The organism is Streptomyces blattellae (genome assembly GCF_009709555.1).
Lineage (GTDB): Bacteria > Actinomycetota > Actinomycetes > Streptomycetales > Streptomycetaceae > Streptomyces > Streptomyces blattellae.
Genome location: NZ_WJBG01000150.1, coordinates 57,406 through 74,384 on the forward strand (window position 1 = coordinate 57,406; position 16,979 = coordinate 74,384).

16 protein-coding genes and 1 pseudogene are annotated in these 16,979 nt (G+C 70.2%); 7 read left to right on the forward strand and 10 right to left on the reverse strand.

The features are described from left to right. Positions 1–47: 47 nt before the first annotated feature. Entirely contained in the window at positions 48–413 is a 366-nt protein-coding gene (locus GFH49_RS41545) for a 2Fe-2S iron-sulfur cluster-binding protein (RefSeq protein ID WP_408055920.1), read from the reverse strand. Further along, entirely contained in the window at positions 307–750 is a 444-nt protein-coding gene (locus tag GFH49_RS40175) for a phytoene desaturase family protein (RefSeq protein WP_230396346.1), read from the reverse strand. The genes GFH49_RS41545 and GFH49_RS40175 overlap by 107 nt, the downstream gene beginning before the upstream one ends. Before the next feature lie 390 nt (positions 751–1,140). On the opposite strand from GFH49_RS40175, the gene GFH49_RS17370 reads away from it, so the two are divergent. The 4 genes from GFH49_RS17370 to GFH49_RS17385 all read left to right on the forward strand — a co-directional run bounded on the left by GFH49_RS17370 (position 1,141) and on the right by GFH49_RS17385 (position 3,416). Further along, a complete protein-coding gene (locus GFH49_RS17370) occupies positions 1,141–1,860 on the forward strand; it encodes an alpha/beta fold hydrolase (protein ID WP_408055918.1) in 720 nt (239 codons plus the stop codon). A gap of 50 nt (positions 1,861–1,910) precedes the next feature. Beyond that, complete coding sequence (locus GFH49_RS17375) at positions 1,911–2,120, forward strand: 2TM domain-containing protein (protein ID WP_155056802.1); 210 nt, start codon at positions 1,911–1,913, stop codon at positions 2,118–2,120. Between the two features lie 31 nt (positions 2,121–2,151). Beyond that, positions 2,152–2,643: a DUF4188 domain-containing protein gene (locus GFH49_RS17380; protein ID WP_155056803.1), complete on the forward strand. Its 492-nt coding sequence runs from the start codon at positions 2,152–2,154 to the stop codon at positions 2,641–2,643. Between the two features lie 338 nt (positions 2,644–2,981). Then, positions 2,982–3,416 carry a cupin domain-containing protein gene (locus GFH49_RS17385; protein WP_155056804.1) on the forward strand — a complete coding sequence of 145 codons (435 nt, stop codon included), beginning with the start codon at positions 2,982–2,984 and terminating at the stop codon, positions 3,414–3,416. Here GFH49_RS17385 and GFH49_RS17390 read toward each other — a convergent pair whose 3' ends face one another. From GFH49_RS17390 to GFH49_RS17400, 3 genes and pseudogenes are all read right to left on the reverse strand, one after another. Further along, positions 3,417–5,774 carry a SpoIIE family protein phosphatase gene (locus GFH49_RS17390; protein ID WP_268867506.1) on the reverse strand — a complete coding sequence of 786 codons (2,358 nt, stop codon included), beginning with the start codon at positions 5,772–5,774 and terminating at the stop codon, positions 3,417–3,419. A gap of 55 nt (positions 5,775–5,829) precedes the next feature. Beyond that, the gene (locus tag GFH49_RS17395) at positions 5,830–6,297 is read right to left on the reverse strand and encodes a peroxiredoxin (protein ID WP_155056806.1); all 468 of its coding nucleotides are present in this window, start codon (positions 6,295–6,297) and stop codon (positions 5,830–5,832) included. Between the two features lie 10 nt (positions 6,298–6,307). Continuing rightward, a pseudogene (locus GFH49_RS17400) lies at positions 6,308–6,640 on the reverse strand (helix-turn-helix transcriptional regulator); the annotation flags it as partial. 73 nt (positions 6,641–6,713) lie between these two features. Here GFH49_RS17400 and GFH49_RS17405 point away from each other — a divergent pair. After that, a complete protein-coding gene (locus GFH49_RS17405; protein ID WP_155056807.1) occupies positions 6,714–7,493 on the forward strand; it encodes an Fpg/Nei family DNA glycosylase in 780 nt (259 codons plus the stop codon). Between the two features lie 205 nt (positions 7,494–7,698). Further along, positions 7,699–8,766 carry an SDR family oxidoreductase gene (locus GFH49_RS17410; protein WP_408055919.1) on the forward strand — a complete coding sequence of 356 codons (1,068 nt, stop codon included), beginning with the start codon at positions 7,699–7,701 and terminating at the stop codon, positions 8,764–8,766. A gap of 32 nt (positions 8,767–8,798) precedes the next feature. Here GFH49_RS17410 and GFH49_RS17415 read toward each other — a convergent pair whose 3' ends face one another. From GFH49_RS17415 to GFH49_RS17430, 4 genes are all read right to left on the reverse strand, one after another. Next, a complete protein-coding gene (locus tag GFH49_RS17415) occupies positions 8,799–9,932 on the reverse strand; it encodes an FUSC family protein (RefSeq protein ID WP_155056809.1) in 1,134 nt (377 codons plus the stop codon). Between the two features lie 180 nt (positions 9,933–10,112). Then, positions 10,113–12,239, reverse strand: a complete 2,127-nt coding sequence (locus GFH49_RS17420; RefSeq protein WP_155056810.1) for a catalase — start codon at positions 12,237–12,239, stop codon at positions 10,113–10,115. 295 nt (positions 12,240–12,534) lie between these two features. Continuing rightward, on the reverse strand, positions 12,535–13,398 hold the full coding sequence (locus GFH49_RS17425; protein WP_155056811.1) for a Rieske (2Fe-2S) protein: 864 nt from the start codon (positions 13,396–13,398) through the stop codon (positions 12,535–12,537). Between the two features lie 144 nt (positions 13,399–13,542). After that, positions 13,543–15,063, reverse strand: a complete 1,521-nt coding sequence (locus GFH49_RS17430; RefSeq protein ID WP_328288283.1) for a baeRF2 domain-containing protein — start codon at positions 15,061–15,063, stop codon at positions 13,543–13,545. A gap of 563 nt (positions 15,064–15,626) precedes the next feature. On the opposite strand from GFH49_RS17430, the gene GFH49_RS17435 reads away from it, so the two are divergent. Next, positions 15,627–16,007, forward strand: coding sequence for a VOC family protein (locus tag GFH49_RS17435; RefSeq protein WP_155056812.1), 381 nt, complete (start codon positions 15,627–15,629; stop codon positions 16,005–16,007). A gap of 80 nt (positions 16,008–16,087) precedes the next feature. On the opposite strand, the gene GFH49_RS17440 is transcribed toward GFH49_RS17435, so the two are convergent. Then, complete coding sequence (locus GFH49_RS17440) at positions 16,088–16,690, reverse strand: TetR/AcrR family transcriptional regulator (RefSeq protein WP_155056813.1); 603 nt, start codon at positions 16,688–16,690, stop codon at positions 16,088–16,090. Between the last annotated feature and the right edge of the window lie 289 nt (positions 16,691–16,979).

The window sequence follows — 16,979 nt, forward strand, 5'->3', positions numbered from 1 at the left end:
GCCATCGGCTGTCCATGGTGACTCAAGTCCCGCAGCAGGGAAAGCGGTTACGGGTAATTGCTGACTGGAAAGGCAAAGCAAACAATCAGAAACGACCAGGGCCGACAGCGGTAATCGCGGCAGCTTCTTTCAAGTGGCGATACACCGAGCGCTGCTGGACTGCCCCGGCCCGCCGCCAGCTCGTCGGCGGAGAACATCCCCCGGTCGTCGGCCTCGTAGGTGCCGGAGAGCACCCGCGCCCGGCAGGTACCGCAAGCGCCTTCGCCGCACGACTGGGGCAGGGCGACGCCGACGGCGTTGGCGGCGTCAAGGACCGAATGCCCGGGACTGCAAGCGAACGCCGGGGCGCCGCCGACCGTGCCGATCCGGTGCCGGCAAAGTGCCGTAGAGCCCCCATCGCGCGGCCAGAACAGCCCGCAGACGCGGATCGCGGAAGCTGCGGGAGACCTGGTCCCGCAACGATCGGTACGTCGACGCGAAGAGCCGCTCGATGACGGGCGCACCCGCTTCTCGCAGCCCGGCGGGGAACCATGCGAAGACATTGCCCGCGGTCAGCCCGGCCATGGCCCAGCGCGTGGTGCGGAAGAAGCCGTCGATGGCGTCGGCCTCGGCCGGGAAGCGTTCCTTCGGACGCGCACGGAACCGTTCCTTCGTGGCGGGGACGGCGAAATCGAACCCCGGGATATGCAGTGCGCCGTACTCGTCCGGCAGCGGCGAAAGCTGCGCCCGCGCGTCCTCGTCCGACACCATCTGCCACCCCCGGTCATCCGTCCTGCGGGGGCTCAGACTGGCCGAACCGGCTTGACGTCGACTGAATGATCCGTGAAGGCCGCCGGGGACCGAGTCCTGGTCTCATTCAATTCCCGTCCAGTGCGACGCCATAGCTTTGCGTCGAGCGCGAAGGGGTTGAGCCGTGTCGTTCCTCGCTGAACTGATCTGCAAGCCCACCGCGGTCGCCGTGGTCGCGCCCCTGGTTCGTCGAGAGGACGGTCCGAACGCCGGCCGGCACACGATGTCGGGTCGGCGGACAGTCCCCGCAGTCGCAGTTCGAAGAAGTGGTCGTCAGCCGGACGGTGTGGGCGAAGCCGCCAACCGCTCGGGCCCGTGTCGGCCGTCGTCCGAAAGAGAGGTTGATCCCTGGTGAGCGGGAATCCGACGATCGTGCTCGTGCACGGGGCCTTTGCTGACAGCAGCGGCTTCAACGCCGTCGCCAAGCGGCTCGTAGCCGACGGCTATCCAGTGGTCGCCGCGCCGAACCCGTTGCGGGGGCTCGCCTTCGACGCGGCCAACGTCAAGGCACTGCTGGACAGCATCGAGGGACCGATCGTGCTGGTCGGGCACTCGTACGGCGGTGCGGTCATCTCCGCTGCCGCCGAGGGAAACGCGAACGTGAAGGCACTGGTCTACCTGGCGGCGTTCGTGCCGGACACGGGCGAGAGCGCGCAAGCACTGGTCGAGAGGTTCCCGGGCAGCACCGTGGGCGAGTCCCTGAAGCCTGTGCCGCTGCCCGACGGACAGGTGGACCTCTACATCGACCCCACGGTCTTCCATCCCCATTTCGCGGCCGACGTGTCCGCCGAGGAAGCTGCCCTCTACTCGATCACGCAACGTCCGGCCACCGGCGCCGCCCTGGGCGAGTCCGCCGCCGGTCCGCAGGCCTGGCAGACGATCCCGAGCTACAACCTGATCAGCGGCGCCGACAGGATCATCCCACCTGCGACGCAGGACTTCATGGCCCAGCGCTCCGGCGCGAAGACCCAGGTGGTCGAGGGCGCCTCGCACATGGTGTTCGTCTCCCGTCCGGGCGCGACAGTGGCCCTCATCGAGACAGCCGCGCGGGAGCAGGCGCTCCCGCGATGACACCGCTGCGCACCGCACGTGCATCGATCCGACGATCCGCGGGAGGGAAAATGCACAAGAGCGAAAAGGCCATGAGGTGGGGCCTGCTGATCCACCTTTTCTGGTACATCATCGCCAATCTTGCCCAGGTGGTGCTGTGGGGGATTCTCACCCCGGACCAATTCTTCTGGCCCTTGTGGTCGATTCTGGGCTGGGGTATCGGGTTGGTGATCCACTTCTGGGCGATTCGTTCGAAGTCCCGATCGCTCGTCCGGCCGTGATCTGAACCACTACAAGGGCCAGGGGAGAACCATGTCCGAGAAAGTCGTACCGGGTCGCAACACCGCCGCCGCCGAAGGCGATGTCGTCGTCTTCCACATCGGGCTACGAATCAACCGGCTGCGAGCATTCTCCAGCTGGTTGCCGGCATTCATGTCGATGCCACGAATGCTGCGCGAGCTGTCACAGGAAAAGGGCAGCGGGCTGCTCGGCTACAAGGTGCTTTACGGCAGCCTCCGAGACTTCTACGTCGTCCAGTACTGGACCGACAAGGAACGGCTTCTCGCGTATGCCCACCAGCAGGACAAGGAGCACCGTCCCGCATGGACGGCGTTCAACCGGCGAGCACGCGCCGGGAAGGGTCACGTGGGTATCTGGCACGAGACGTTCATCGTCCCGGCAGGCTCCTACGAGACGGTGTACGTCGACATGCCCGCATACGGCCTCGGTGCCGCAACGGGTGTCGTGCCGGTCGGCCGGCGCGGCGACACGGCGGCCCAGCGACTGAGAGCGGAAAAGGGGTAGGCGTCCGTTCTGCGGGGACCGCTCCGGCAGGCTGAACGGACCTGGCGGATGACCAGCGAGCCGAGCCAGGTAGGTAGGTAGGTAGGTAGGTAGGTAGGTAGGTAGGTAGGTAGGTAGGTAGGTGGTGCAGTCGGCAGCGGCTGTCCGCGCCGGCGGAAGTCGTCCGGTGCAGCCTGTAGGGACACGAGCGGTTCGGGGTGGGCAGGCGGGCGTTCTCCTCCGCTCCGTGATCGCCTCAGCTGCCCGCTAACCGGATTCAGCCCCCAACTGGCCTTCTCTGCCTCTATGTTCAGGGCGGTACATCGCCGATCGTCCGCTCACGCCGGGAGGCCGTTCCCATGCGCATGTTCCTCCGTACCGCCATGACCGGGGCGGTCGCCGCCACCACCTTCGCGACCTGTGGCACCGCCATGGCGACCCCGCCCGGTCCGGGAGTCACCGGGCGGGTGATCACCCAGACCACGGTCGGCGGCACCGACTACATCCTGCGGGAGATCACCATCCCGCCCGGGCAGGCGACCGGCTGGCACTACCACGACGGTCCGCTGTACGCCTTCGTGCAGCAGGGCACGCTCAGCCACTACGACTCCACCTGCGCGTCCGACGGCGTGTATCCGAAGGGGAGCACCATTCAGGAACCGGCCGGGGCGGGCAACATCCACATCGGCCGCAATCTGGGCGACACGGCGGTCGTCCTCGACGTGCTGTACGTCCTGCCGCACGGGGCGCCGTTCTCGCAGGACGCGGCGAATCCGGGTTGTTCGTTCGAGTGATCAGAGCGGTGGCAGCGGCGGCAGTGGCTGTTCGGCCCAGATGGTCTTGCCGCGGACCGTCTGCCGGCTGCCCCACCGCTGGGTGAGCTGGGCGACCAGAAGGAGGCCCCGGCCGCCCTCGTCGTAGGCGTGCGCCCGGCGCAGATGCGGTGAGGTGGAACTGCCGTCGGAGACCTCGCAGATGAGGGTGCGGTCGCGGATCAGCCGTAGCTGGATGGGCGGTTCGCCGTAGCGGATGGCGTTGGTGACGAGTTCGCTGACGACGAGTTCGGTGACGAAGCCGGCCTCGTCCAGTCCCCACGCGGCCAGTTGCTCGGTGGCCTCCTGCCGGGTGACGGCCACGTGCGCGGGGTCCGGAAGCACGTCCCAGGTGGCGACCCGGTCGGCGCCCAGCGCGCGGGTGCGGGCGAGTAGGAGGGCCACGTCGTCTCTGGGCTCTTCCGGCAGTACGGCCTTCAGTACTATGTCACATAGCGTGTCCAGGGTGTCGGTGCGGGCGGTCAGCGCCCGGCACAGTTCCGACGTGGCGTGGTCGACGTCGCGGTCCCGGTCCTCGATGAGGCCGTCGGTGTACAGGGCGACGACGGCTCCCTCGGGCAGTTCCAGCTCCACCGACTCGAAGGGCAGCCCGCCGACCCCGAGCGGGGGCCCGGCGTTGAGCTCGACGAGCCGCGCGGTGCCGTCGGGGAGGAACACGGCGGGCGCGGGGTGTCCCGCGGCGGCCATGGTGAGGTGCCGGGTGACGGGGTCGTAGACGGCGTACAGGCAGGTGGCGCCGAGTTCGGCGGCCTCCTCGTCGCGGTCGCCGGCGGCGAGGTGGGTGACCAGGTCGTCGAGGTGGGTGAGGAGTTCGTCCGGCGGCAGGTCCACGTCGGCGAGGGTGCGGACGGCCGTGCACAGGCGGCCCATGGTCGCCGACGACGGGATGCCGTGCCCGACGACGTCGCCGACGACCAGGGCGACCCGGCTGCCGGACAGCGGGATCACGTCGAACCAGTCGCCGCCGATGCCGGCGAGCGAGCCGGAGGGCAGATAGCGGTGGGCCACCTCGACCGCCGCCTGTCCGGGCAGCCCGCGCGGCAGCAGGCTGTGCTGGAGGGCCAGCGCGGTGCTGCGTTCGCGGGCGAAGCGGCGGGAGTTGTCGATGCAGACGGCGGCCCGGCTGGCGAGCTCCTCCGCGAGGACGGCGTCGTCGCCGCCGTAGTCGTCGGGGTGGGCGATACGGACGGCCACGGCGACGCCCAGCGTGGTGCCGCGGGCGCGCAGCGGTACCGCGAGCACCGAGTGGACGCCTCTGCGGTGGGGGCGGCCGGCCGGGGCCCGCGTGTTGCGTTCGGCGACCCAGCGCATGAAGTCCGGCTCGCCCGCCTGGCTGAGGACCGCCCTCCCCTCCCGCAGCGCCCTGGCGGGCGGCGAGTACCCGGCGTAGACGTCCATGTCGCCCAGGCGTACGGCCGCCTCCGGTGTGCCTTCGGTACGGGAGCCGTGGGCGACGCGCCGCAGCACGATCTGCCGGTTCAGTGATGTCGGGGGCTCGTCCGCGCCGAGGACCCAGTCGAGCAGGTCCACGCTGGCGAAGTCGGCGTACCCGGGGACCAGGAGTTCCACGAGTTCCTCGGCGGTGCGCACCACGTCCAGGGTGGTGCCGATGGCGGCGGCCGCCTCGTTGAGCATGGCCAGCCGCTGCCGGGCCCAGTACTGCTCGGTGCTGTCGAAGGCGGCCAGGGCGACTCCGGTGACCTCCCCGGAGCCGTCCCGCACGGGCCACATCTCCGTGCTCCAGGCGTGTTCCCGGTTGAGGGCGGGCGCGCTCGTGAAGCTCTCGGAGTGGACCGGCCGCCCCGTCTCGGCGACGCGGCGCAGATTGCTGTGGAAGCCCCGGCTGTGCTCGGCGTCCTCCACGGTCTCCGGGAAATACCTGCCCAGCAGCACCTCCTCCGGCACTCCCATGACCCGGCAGGCCGTGTCGTTGAGGCGCAGATAGCACTGCCCGGTGTCGAAGACCGACATCGACATGGAGGCCTGCTGGAAGGCCTGTCCCGCCAGGGTGGGTTCGGGGCCGCCGGACCGGGCGGTGATCACATATCCGCCGGGTGCGCCGTCCGGGCCCAGCACGGCGGTCGCCTCGACGGGGACCGCCACGGTGGAGCCGTCACGGTGACGCAGGACCACGGGACCGGACAGCGTGGCCCGGGACTCCGGCGACGGATCTTCAGCGAGCAGATCGCGCGCCGCCCGTCCCACGGCCTCCTCGGCCGGGTATCCGGTCAGCTGCCGGGCGCCCTCGCTCCACCCCGTTACGACACCCGAGGCATCGATGATCAGCGTGGCGGAGGCCTGCTCCATGTTGTCCAGAATGGCCCTCTTGTGGGGCTGTATCAACCGGCGCCCGGGGCCCTGTGCGGGGCCGGGGTCACTTCCGGTGGGCGCGCAGCGCGGCGAGGGCGCGGTCGGCGTGGGTGTTCATGCGCAGTTCGCTGTGGACGGCCTCCAGGACCGTACGGTCCTCGGCGATGACGTAGGTGACGCGCTTGGTGGGGATCAAGGAAAATCCGCGCTTCACGCCGAACTGTTCCCGGACGGTCCCGTCGACGTCGGACAGCAGCGGCATGCCCAGGGTGTGGCGCTCGGCGAACTCCTGCTGGCGTTCGACGGTGTCCCCGCTGATCCCGACCGGGCGGGCGCCGACTGCGGCGAACTCGGCGGCCAGGTCCCGGAAGTGGCAGGCCTCGGCAGTGCAGCCCGGAGTGAGGGCGGCGGGGTAGAAGAACAGCACCACCGGTCCGTCGGCAAGCAGTTCCGACAGTCTGCGGCGGGTGCCGGTCTCGTCCGCCAGCTCGAAGTCCTCGGCCTTGTCGCCGACACCTATGCGTCCGCTCATCGTGAGCCCCTTATGTGATTCTGCGCGCGATCACTGGAGGGTAGCGCGGTCGCCTGGCTTTTCCTGAAGGGGGGCGGGCCTCGAAAGGCGGCTCCGCGAAGGGCGGTTGCGCCTGCCGGGGCGTGTAGCCGAACGGGCGGCGGAAGACGTCGATGCACACGCTGGCGGAGGACCAGCCGCAGCAGTGGGCGACCGTGGTGACGGACGTGCCGTCGGCCGGCGTCCGCAGGGCGTGGCCGAGGCGCGACTGGGTGCGCCGCTGCGGGAAGGTCATGCCGAACTCGCGGCGGAAGAGCCGACTGAGCGTGCGCTCGCTCGCCCCGGTCGCGGCGCCCAGTGCGGCGGCCCGTGCGAGGGCGCGTGGTCATCAGGGGCGGTAGCGTCGTCATCACGCCACGGAAAGCCGGAGAGGAATCGTGCCTGAGCTCCCGGATGTCGAAGGATTCCGCCAGGTCCTGCTCAGTTGCGGGAGCCGGCGATCCGTCACGGACATCGATGTGCGGGACGCCGGAATTCTGCGGGGTGTCACCGAGGAACGACTCCGGACGGAATTGAAGGGGGCGCGTCTTGGGACGGCGTGGCGTCACGGAAAATGGCTTTTCGTGCCCACGGACGGTGCTCCGACGCTCGTCTTTCATTTCGGCATGACAGGGTCGCTGCGGTGTTGTGCTCGGGAGGAACCGATCGAAGCGCATGACCGCCTCGTCCTGACACTCGACGGTGCCCGGAATCTCTGCTATCGCGACCAACGAAAGCTGCAGGGCGTTCAGTTGGCCGACGACACCGCCGTGGACCGGATTCTGGACGGCCTCGGCCCGGACGCCCGGGCCGTGAGCCGGGAAGAGTTCTTGGAACTGCTGTCGGGACGACGGGGTGCCGTCAAGGGTGCGCTGATGGACCAGTCCGTCATCGCGGGCCTCGGAAATCTCCTGTGCGACGAGATCCTCTGGCGGTCTCATGTCGCCCCGCGGATTCCGGTACGGAATCTGAGCGAGAAGTCACTTCGGCGTATCCACGCGGCAATGGGTCGTGTCCTGACGACATCCGTGCGTGCCGGGCGTGTGCCGCCGCGCCGCTCCTGGCTCACCGGGCGCAGGGACGACAGTGAGCCGCAGTGTCCGCGTTGCGGCGATTCCCTGCGTTCGGGTCGCGTGGCGGGACGCCGTACGGTCTGGTGCCCGCGGTGCCAAACCTGATCGTCGCCATGGCGCCGAACGGAGACGGGGGAGGCCGTGGACACGGGTCCCACCGCGTCCACGGCCTCGTTCCCACGGCCGCTCAGCCACGGCACGAGTGCCCCAGGGCTGTCCGGGCAAACACACACTCCCACTGCCGTGAACCGTGTGGTGACCTTCCCTCGCGTGCATCCCCGGCCGCCGGGTACTCGGTGCGGGCACGTCCATGACGTATGGATCAGCCCTTCTTCGAAAGGAGCCGGCCGTGAGGAGCGAATCCGGCGGCAAGATCGTCGTCACGGGAGCCACCGGCAATGTGGGCAGCAGTCTGGTACGCCTGCTCGCGGAGGATCCGGAGGTCGGATCCGTTCGCGGCCTGGCCCGCCGGATTCCGGACTGGTCGCCCGCCAAGACCGAGTGGTCCGCGGTGGACCTGGCCTCCGAGGACGCGGACCTGGTCGAGGAGTTCGACGGCGCCGCTGCCGTGGTCCATCTGGCCTGGGCCTTCCAGCCCACCCACGATCCGGCGGCGACCTGGCGCACCAACGTGCTCGGCAGTATCCGGGTGTTCGAGGCCGTGGCGGCGGCGAAGGTGCCGACGCTGGTCCATGCCTCGTCCGTCGGGGCGTACTCGCCGGGTCCCAAGGACCGCGCGGTGGATGAGTCGTGGCCGACTCATGGGTGGCCGGACGCTGCCTACTGCCGTGAGAAGGCCTACCTGGAGCGCGCGCTCGACTCCTTCGAGCAGGAGCACTCGGGGATCCGGGTCGTACGGATGCGTCCCGCCTTCCTCTTCAAGCGGGAGTCGGCGAGCGAGCAGCGCCGCATCTTCGGCGGCCGCTTCCTGCCGGGGCCGCTGGCGCGTCCGGAGCTGCTGCCCTTCCTCCCCGACATCCCGGGCCTGCGGGTCCAGGCGCTGCACACCGACGACGCGGCGCAGGCCTACCGGCTTGCGGTGCACAGTCACCTTCGCGGCGCGTTCAACCTGGCGGCCGAGCCCTCCGTCGACGCGGAGGTGCTGGGCGAGATGCTCGGAGCCCGTCCGCTGCGTCTCCCACGCCCGGCAGCGCGTTCCGCCATCGCGGCCGCATGGGGCCTGCATCTGCTGCCCGCCTCACCCCACCTCTTCGACGCCGTGCTGCGCCTCCCCCTCATGGACTGCTCCCGGGCCCGCACCGAACTTCACTGGCAGCCGGAGCGGACGGCCGTTGAGGTGCTGGAGGAGTTCCTCCAAGGGATGCAACGGGGGGCCGGCGCGGAGACAGCACCCCTCCAGGGCCGCAAAGTGGGCTGAGCCTTCCCCTCCACTCGCGCCGCCGCCGTTGTTCAGGACTCCCGCCCGGCCGTCCGCGGGCGCGGCGCGCTCTGAGCCCTGACAGCGGTGGTGGTGGTGACGGTGGCGAGGTCGTCGAGGAGCCGTTGCGTGTCCAGGGTCAGACCGCCCAGAGCCGGGGTGGTCTCGTAGCGGCCGTCCGCGAGTACGGCGGTCAGACGCCGGTGGGCGGCGGTCGCCTCGTCCAGCGCGCGGGCGCGGTCGCCGGGGGCGCCGGGGGCGTCGGGAGCGAGCACGTCGCCGGCCGACCGCATGAGGGACGCGAGGAGGCCCGGTACGCAGTCCGGAAGCGTGGCGGCGTCGTGCAGCGTACGGATCGTCGCTCTGATGTGTTCGGTGATCCGGTCCCAGGTGAGGTCCCAGTCGGCCGACGGCGGTGTGGCAACGGTCCGGCGCAGCTTGTGCCCCGGGTTGAAGCGGTAGCTCTCGTCCGACCAGCGTCGCGCGTCCCGCAACTCCGCCACCACGTCGGTCAGTCGCACGGCCCTGTCATACCAGCCCCGCACGCGGTCGTCGTCGTACAGCCCCTCGATGCCGTCGGCGATCGTGCGCAGCAACGCGGCACAGTCCCGCGGGAGCCGGTTGCGCAGATGGCGGACACGGTCGGCATGGACCGGCGGCAGCACCAGGGCGTTCACGCACACCCCGATGGCAGCTCCGAGCAGGGTCTCCAGGAGGCGGTGCAGGATGTCGAACCCGGCGTACGACCCGTAGGCGAGAACGAACAGTGCGGCGGTGGGTGCGTACAGGCCCTGAGAACCGAACCGGGTGTAGTTGCCCAGCAGGACCGTCAGGGGCAGGGCCACCGACATCGCGGCCATGGTGTTGTGGGTGAGCGCCCCCGCGCCGGCGGCGAGCAGCGTTCCCGCGACGACCACCACGAATTGCTGCAACGCGGACAGCAGCGAGCGGTAGACGGTGCTCTGCACCAGGAACAGCGCGGTCCATGGCGCCAGGAGGGCCATCGGCGCGTTCCACCACCAGCCGGCCAGTGCCCAGGCCAGCAGCGCGGCCCCGGCCGCCTTGAGGGACTGCACGGCGGTGTAGCGCTCGGGCCCGGGCGCGGTGACGCACCTGCGGATCGAGCGGCAGACGGCTGTGGCTTCCCAGGTGAGTGAGTGCCACACGGTGACGCTCGACTCCTTCCTCGGGTTCCTCGGGTTCCTCGGGTTCCTCGGTTCCTCGGTTCCTCGGGGCAGGGGCGTGCGGCCGGTGGTGTTGAAGATCGCGGCGGATTCGGGGGACGAGCAGGGCCGGTGGGCACCGTCGCCGACGCCGGTGGTCAGCGGTGTACCGGCGGTCGGTGTTCAGCGGCGTACCGGCGGTCGGTCCCAGTGGCGGTGGGCGGCGATCGCGGCGGTCAGCTGCGACAGGAACACCTCGCTGGCCGGACCGGTGGACGTCTCGGTGACCACGCCGCGGTCGGCCACGGTGCTGTCGCCGTCGCCGGCGAGCCGCAGGCCGTCCGGTTCCAGCATGGCCACCAGGTCGACACCGCTGCCCAGCGCACCGACCGGCTTGCCGTGCCGGTAGGCGTCCCGTACGAACCGCTGCACTGTCGCGTCGCCGGCGAGTTCGCGCGCGCCGGGCGGGCCGCCCGGTACGACCACCGCGTCGTAGAGCACGGACGCGACCGTGGGCAGCGCCCGGTCGACCTGATGCCGGCCGTCGTTGCTGTCACGCACCGTGCCGTCGTGGAAGGCCAGTTCCTCGACGATCGCACCGCCGTCCTCCAGAACCTCCCGCACGGCGCCGACCTGGGCCGCGTCCACGCCGTCGGCGACCAGGACCGCGACCTGCCGGGTGCGGATACTGCCGTCGCCGCGGAGTTTCTCGCTCGTCATGCTCAGCGCGGGGGAGGGTTCCGGCTGCGGGGTGTCCTCCTTCTCGGGCGGCTCGACACCGATGCCCTCGGCCACGGCGGCGGCCAGCCCGTGGTGCACATGGCCCAGTTGCCCGACGGTCCGCTCACGTACCTGCGCCGACCCGACCTTGCCGAGTTCGAATCGGAAAGCGTCGACGATGTGCTGCCTCTCCCAGTCGGACATGCTCAGGAAGAACAGCGCCGCCTGGGTGTAGTGGTCCTTGAAGCTCTCGCTGCGTTTGCGGATCTTGTTGCCGTCGACCCGCTCCTGGAGATGGCTGTACGCGCTCGGGTCGGCCGCCCCGGCGAGCACCGGGCAGCCGCCGCTCAGGGAGTTGGGGCTGTAGCTGGTGCCGCTGTGTATCTGTCCCTGGTGGAAGCCGTCCCGCTGGTTGGTGCGTACGTCCACGACCGGCCGGTTGACCGGGATCTGGGCGAAGTTGGGGCCGCCCAGCCGGATCAGCTGGGTGTCCAGGTAGGAGAAGTTGCGGGCCTGGAGCAGCGGGTCGTTGGTGAAGTCGATGCCCGGCACGACGTTGGCCGTGTGGAAGGCGACCTGTTCGGTCTCGGCGAAGAAATTCTCCGGGTTGCGGTCGAGGACCATGCGCCCGATGGGCCGGACGGGGATCTGCTCCTCCGGGATGATCTTCGTGGCGTCCAGGAGGTCGAAGTCGAAGGCGTGCTCGTCCTCTTCCGGCACCAGCTGCACGCCCAGCTCGTACTGGGGGTAGTCGCCGGCTGCGATGTTGTCCCACAGGTCACGGCGGTTGAAGTCCGGGTCCCTGCCCTGCGTCTCCTGCGCTTCGTCCCACACCAGCGAGTGCACGCCCAGCACGGGCGTCCAGTGGAACTTCACGAAGGTGCCCCTGCCCGCGGCGTCCACGAACCGGAACGTGTGCACGCCGAAGCCCTGCATCGTCCGGTAGCTGCGCGGAATGGCGCGGTCGGACATCAGCCACATCATCATGTGCAGGGTCTCGGGCTGGAGGGAGACGAAGTCCCAGAGGGTGTCGTGCGCGGACGCGCCCGTGGGGATCTCGTTGTGCGGTTCCGGCTTCACGGCGTGCACGAAGTCGGGGAACTTGATGCCGTCCTGGATGAAGAAGACCGGCATATTGTTCCCGACTAGGTCGTAATTGCCCTCCGACGTATAGAACTTGGTCGCAAAGCCGCGGACGTCGCGCACCGTGTCCGCCGAGCCGCGCGGGCCCTGCACCGTGGAGAAGCGCACGAACACCGGCGTCCGCACGGACGGATCCTGGAGGAACGCGGCCTTGGTGAACTCCGCACACGAGTGGTACGGCTGGAAGTAGCCGTACGCTCCGGCCCCTCGGGCATGCACCACTCGCTCCGGGATCCGCTCGTGGTCGAAGCGGGTCAGCTTCTCCCGGAAGTGGAAGTCCTCCATCAGCGTGGGTCCGCGCTCGCCCGCCTGGAGCGAGTCGTCGGTGTGGTCGACCACCACTCCCTGGTCCGTGGTGAGCGGGCCACCGGCAGGGTCGGGGGCGCGGTGCGCGTCGCGCTGCCGCTGCTTGGCGTCGTCGGCGGGACGGTGTTCATGCGTGGTCATGACGGTTCTCCCTCGGCTGGCCGGGTGGCCGGCGGGTCGGGTTCATGAGGTGGCTGCCTGGTCGCGGCGGGGGGCCGGCGGGTCACGGCAGAGGGCCGACCGGTCACCGCGGGCAGCAGGCCGACCACCGCAGAGGACCGACCGGTCACCGCAGGCAGCGGGCCGACCACCGCAGAAGACCGACCGGTCACCGCAGGCCACAAGCCGACCACCGCAGAAGACCGGCCAGTGACCGCAGGCCGCAGGCCGTCCACGGCGCGGGGCCAGCCGGTCACCGCGCGGTACCCCGCGCCGTTCAATGCGCCTGGCCCTGCCGTAGCCGGACCTCGACCAGGCCGTCGCTGAGGCGTACGTCGAAGGCGGGCTGCGGTGCCGTGGACGGTCCGGCCACGCAGGCGCCGTCCGCGAGCCGGAACGTGCTGCCGTGCCAGGGACAGGTCACGCATCCGTCGCTGATCTCGCCCTCCGACAGGGGGCCCGAGAGATGGGCGCACCGGTCCGCCAGCGCGTGCACCTCCCCCGGACTGTCGGAATCCCGCACGACCAGCACGGGGACCTCGCCGACCATCCGCCGGACGGCGCTCCCCCGCGGGAACTCCTCCGGGGCGCCGACCGCATGCCAGCCCGCGTCGATCAGATGGGGCACGGGCTGGCCGTGGTTCACCCCCGCGGCCTGCCGGTATGCCATGTGGCCGCCGAGGAACCCGCCGGCCGTGGCGGCCGTGAGTCCGGCGAAGCCGAGCAGCCGGCCGCTCCGGCCCTTGTTGCGGGCGGCGAGGGAGGCGGCGTAGAGGGCGACGGCCGCGGTGTTCGCCGCCGCGTGCACCACGCCCACGCGCTCCTGCTCGGGAAGCTGGTCCGCGAAATCCACGGCTCCCGCCAGAGCGGCCGGAGCGGCGGTGGCGAGCCCGGCGGCGACCAGCAGCCGGGCCGCGCGCTCATTGCCGCGGCTCAGATCGAGCAGCGCTGCGGACGCCCAGGCCCCGATGGGGGTCTGCACCAACACGGGATGCAGGGGGTGGCCCTGCCAACGGCCGCGCAACGCGTCCCGCAAGGGCCCGAGGGGGAGAGCGTGGACGCCCGTCCGTACGGGGCTCGCGATACGGTCGAGCCGGTCGGCGTCCTCCAGGACTTCGATCTTCGACAGGGGATTGCGCATGTGCGCCGGGTTACCCGATCACTCCGACGAAAACCTGGTAGCAGGGGTAGTCGCTGCCGGCTCATCGCCATGGTGATCAGCCGGGCTGGGTGCCGGTGCCGGTGATCGTCGGTTTGCGCCGCAGGCAAGGCACTCAGCCGGCCCTCAGCCGGCCGAGGCGTACGTCCATCGCAGCAGGGCGCCGAGGCCGCCCGCCGGGACGTCCCTGCCCTCGCCGTCCGAAGGGGGAATGATCAGCACGTCGGCGGCGGTCACCGCGGCCGTCCGCAGCAGTGCGTCGTCGGCGCGCACCGGGAACGGATCGCCCTCACCCAGGATCTGCGCATCGGTGCGGCGCACCGCCACTTGACCGGCGTCGGCACCCGCCCAGGTCTCACGGCCGAGATCCGCTCCGTCGGCACGGATGAGCAGCGTGTCGATACGGTGCTCCCTGACGGCCTCCACCAGGGCCGGGACACCCTCCACGGCGTCCGCCGGACCGCCGGTGCCGCTCCGTCCGGCACGGAAGCGGTCGAGCGCCTGCTCGATGCGACGCCGGGTGTACTCCTGGCGGGCATGCTCGACGGCTTCTTCCAGCGCGAGAGAGAAGGAGCCGGCGGCATGGCCACCATGCCCCGTTTCGACCGCGGACTCCCGAACGGCCTCGGGCAACGCGTCCCGCACGGCAGGCCGCTCGCGCGGGTCGCCGACCAGCACGACCAGGTCGGCGCCGGACTCCGCGTACGCCGAACTCAGCGCTTCGGCGATCTCACCGGCGTTGCGCTCCCAGGTGTTCTCGACCCTCAGCTGGAAGTGCCGCTCCGACCAGTCCGACGAGGCCGTACGGTGCACCGGCCATTGCCGGCCCTGAACCCGCCCGGCGTCCTGCGGGCCGACTGCCCCGCGCAGTTCGAAGTCGGCGCCGGTCCGGTCGATGTAGGCCACCAGGCAGACCGGGTCCTGGCCGGAGAGCTCCAGCAGCGGTGTCAGGCGGGGCAGGGCGGCCCAGCAGACGATCTGCCGCTGCGGCGGCCGGGAGAGCGGAACGCTGAGCACCACCTCTCCTCCGGCGGCGAACATCGCCAGCCCGGCCGGAGCGTCCGCGGGCCGGATGTCCGTCAGTGCCTCGCGCACCGCCTGCACGGTCGCCGCGTCGGCGCCTTCCTCCTCCAGGTTCCGACAGGCCTCCCGCACGGACAGCTCGCGCCGTTTGGCCCCCGACTCGTCATTCTGAGCGGGGTCGTAGTACACGGTGGCCCATGGGCCGCGACGGTCGAACAGTGGCGCCAGAAATGAAAGCTGCACAATTCCTCCTCGTTCTTCCCTGTTCACGGGCCGAGTGCCCGGAGGACAAGGAGGGACACGCGGCAGCCGCCCACCAGCCACCCGCCGCGTGAGGGCGTTGCTCGGAACGCGGGACGTGCGAGCGACCGGCACGCCGCCGCGCGGCAGGTTCGGCGAGGGCGAGATGGGGCCAACCACCAGGTGATCAGCGGTGTCCGGGGCGAGCACTCCGGAGGCGACCATGTCCACGAGGCGGGGGAGGTAGCGGCGGTGGTTGCGGTTGCCCCCGGCCTTGGCGGAGAGCTGCACGGACCGGCGCAGGGCCAGGCTCGGCACGTCGCCGGGCAGCCAGGTGCGGTGGCGGTGGGCGCCGGGTTCCGCACCGGCGTCGTGAGAGCGCACTCGGCGTCGAACTCGGCCTCCTCGTCGGCCGGCGCCTCCGCGGCCGGGCCGCCCGCAGGCGGTTTCCGCGTGGCCCGTCGACGCCGACCGCCTCGATCACCCGATCCACGCCGACGCCGACGCCGACGCCGCCGGTCATGTCCCGCACCGCCTCCACCGGATCCTCCACCTTGAGGTCCACCGGCTCGGCATGCTGCTCACGCGCCGGCGCCGGTCCGGTCAGGTACCCCGCGCGGACGGGTCGAAGACGCTGGCGCACCTGGTGGGTGTCACGTCGAAGCCGATGGACGCAGCACTGTTCCAGGAGGAGTTGCCGGCGCGGTTTCGCCTGCGACTGCTCCGATGGGCTTTCCGGAGTACGGCCTGACGGAACTCCCTCCGCCGCCTGCGCGAGCACACCTCAGGCCACTGCGTGATCGGCTGCCCGGAGAGGGGCGGCCGTGAAATCACTGCACTTGCGCTCGCCTCGCCCGCTACGATCATGGGATCGTTTTCGCTGCTGGGAGCCGTGCGGTTCGCGTGTGGCCTGCCCTGCAGTTCTCAGGCCGGGAGCAGGTTCGTCAATGGCATGTCGTATCAGTGAACTCGTGCTCGGTTGCCGCGACCCTGAGGTGCTGGCGCGGTTCTGGTGCGAGGTCCTGGACTTCGTCGTACTCGATCGCGAGGACGACGGCACGCTGGAGATCGGGCCGCGCGAAGGGTTCGGCGGTCCGCAGCCGACGATCATCCTCAGTCGCAGGGATGAACCGGAGAGGGGGAAATCCCGGCTGCACATCGACGTCAACGCCACCGACCGCGATCAGGACGCCGAACTCGAACGCCTCCTCAAGCTCGGTGCCCGCCGGGCCGACATCGGCCAGACCGGGGAAGAGCAGTGGCATGTCCTGGCCGACCCCGAGGGCAATGAGTTCTGCCTGCTCAAGGCCCGCCTCGCCCCACTCTGACGCTCATCGGTCCCGCCTCGCCGTCATCGAGCCGGTGCTGTCCGGCTGGCGGACCCCGCGCCGTCGGAACGCCGTGACCGTCAACTTCCTTGCGTCGGCCGGACCGAGTCGCGGAACGACCTGAGCACGTGGCGCACCATCTGCCCGGCGGTGTTGGCGCGGAGGAATCCCGAGATACCGCCATAGGTGAGTTCGAGGACGATTCCGCCCATGTCGAGTGCGCTGATTCTCCCGTCGCGCCCCAGGGCGAGCTTGTCGAGCAGGAGCCTTCCGATTTCCTCCCACTGGGTCACGAACAGTCGGCGCTGCCGCATTCCCAGATTTCCGTCACGCTGCGCGCGGCGCAGGAATTCGATGGCGATGATTCCCCATTTTTGTTCCGCGGCACGTGTGTCCGACCAGTGGGCGACGATTTCGATAACGGCGTCCGGGTCGGTGACGTCGCGCAGCAGGTCGGAGAGTTCCTCGACGTCGCGCCCTGTGTTGCCTTCGAGGAGTTGCAGGAGGACGTCCTGTTTGGAGGAGAAGTTGGAGTAGAAGGCGCCTTTCGAGAAGCCGGCCTCGTCCGCGATGCGTTCGACCGAGGCGCCTTCGTAGCCCTCCCGTGCGACCACGTCCCGTGCTGCGTTCAGGAGCTTCTCCCGCGTGAGCGCCTGACTCTGCTCTCGCGTCAGCCTCGCCATGATGATGCTCTCCCCTGCTGAATTCGCCCGCGCACGCTGAACCGCCCGGCGTTGAACCGCGGCAAGTGTACCGTGCCGAAACTCCAGTCCGGGCTGGAGAATCCCCTCGATAAGATTCTGAACCGGCCTGGTTGTTCAGGACGAGTCAGCCGGAAATACCGTCTTGGGAGACATTGACGATGGAGCCCTGCGGTATCAAGCGGGTGCCGTTGAACGTGTGGGGCTGGCAGGGCTGACGCAAGGTCCGGGATTGAGACGTTTCCGCAGGTGAGCGGTCCGTGACGTGGAA

Coding starts and splice junctions, on each gene's coding strand:
- GFH49_RS17375 (WP_155056802.1), top strand. CDS start 1,911: ATGCACAAGAGCGAAAAGGCCATGAGGTGGGGCCTGCTGATCCACCTT.
- GFH49_RS17380 (WP_155056803.1), top strand. CDS start 2,152: ATGTCCGAGAAAGTCGTACCGGGTCGCAACACCGCCGCCGCCGAAGGC.
- GFH49_RS17440 (WP_155056813.1), bottom strand. CDS start 16,690: ATGGCGAGGCTGACGCGAGAGCAGAGTCAGGCGCTCACGCGGGAGAAG.
- GFH49_RS17420 (WP_155056810.1), bottom strand. CDS start 12,239: ATGACCACGCATGAACACCGTCCCGCCGACGACGCCAAGCAGCGGCAG.
- GFH49_RS17395 (WP_155056806.1), bottom strand. CDS start 6,297: ATGAGCGGACGCATAGGTGTCGGCGACAAGGCCGAGGACTTCGAGCTG.
- GFH49_RS40175 (WP_230396346.1), bottom strand. CDS start 750: ATGGTGTCGGACGAGGACGCGCGGGCGCAGCTTTCGCCGCTGCCGGAC.
- GFH49_RS17425 (WP_155056811.1), bottom strand. CDS start 13,398: ATGCGCAATCCCCTGTCGAAGATCGAAGTCCTGGAGGACGCCGACCGG.
- GFH49_RS17385 (WP_155056804.1), top strand. CDS start 2,982: ATGCGCATGTTCCTCCGTACCGCCATGACCGGGGCGGTCGCCGCCACC.
- GFH49_RS17435 (WP_155056812.1), top strand. CDS start 15,627: ATGGCATGTCGTATCAGTGAACTCGTGCTCGGTTGCCGCGACCCTGAG.
- GFH49_RS17410 (WP_408055919.1), top strand. CDS start 7,699: ATGACGTATGGATCAGCCCTTCTTCGAAAGGAGCCGGCCGTGAGGAGC.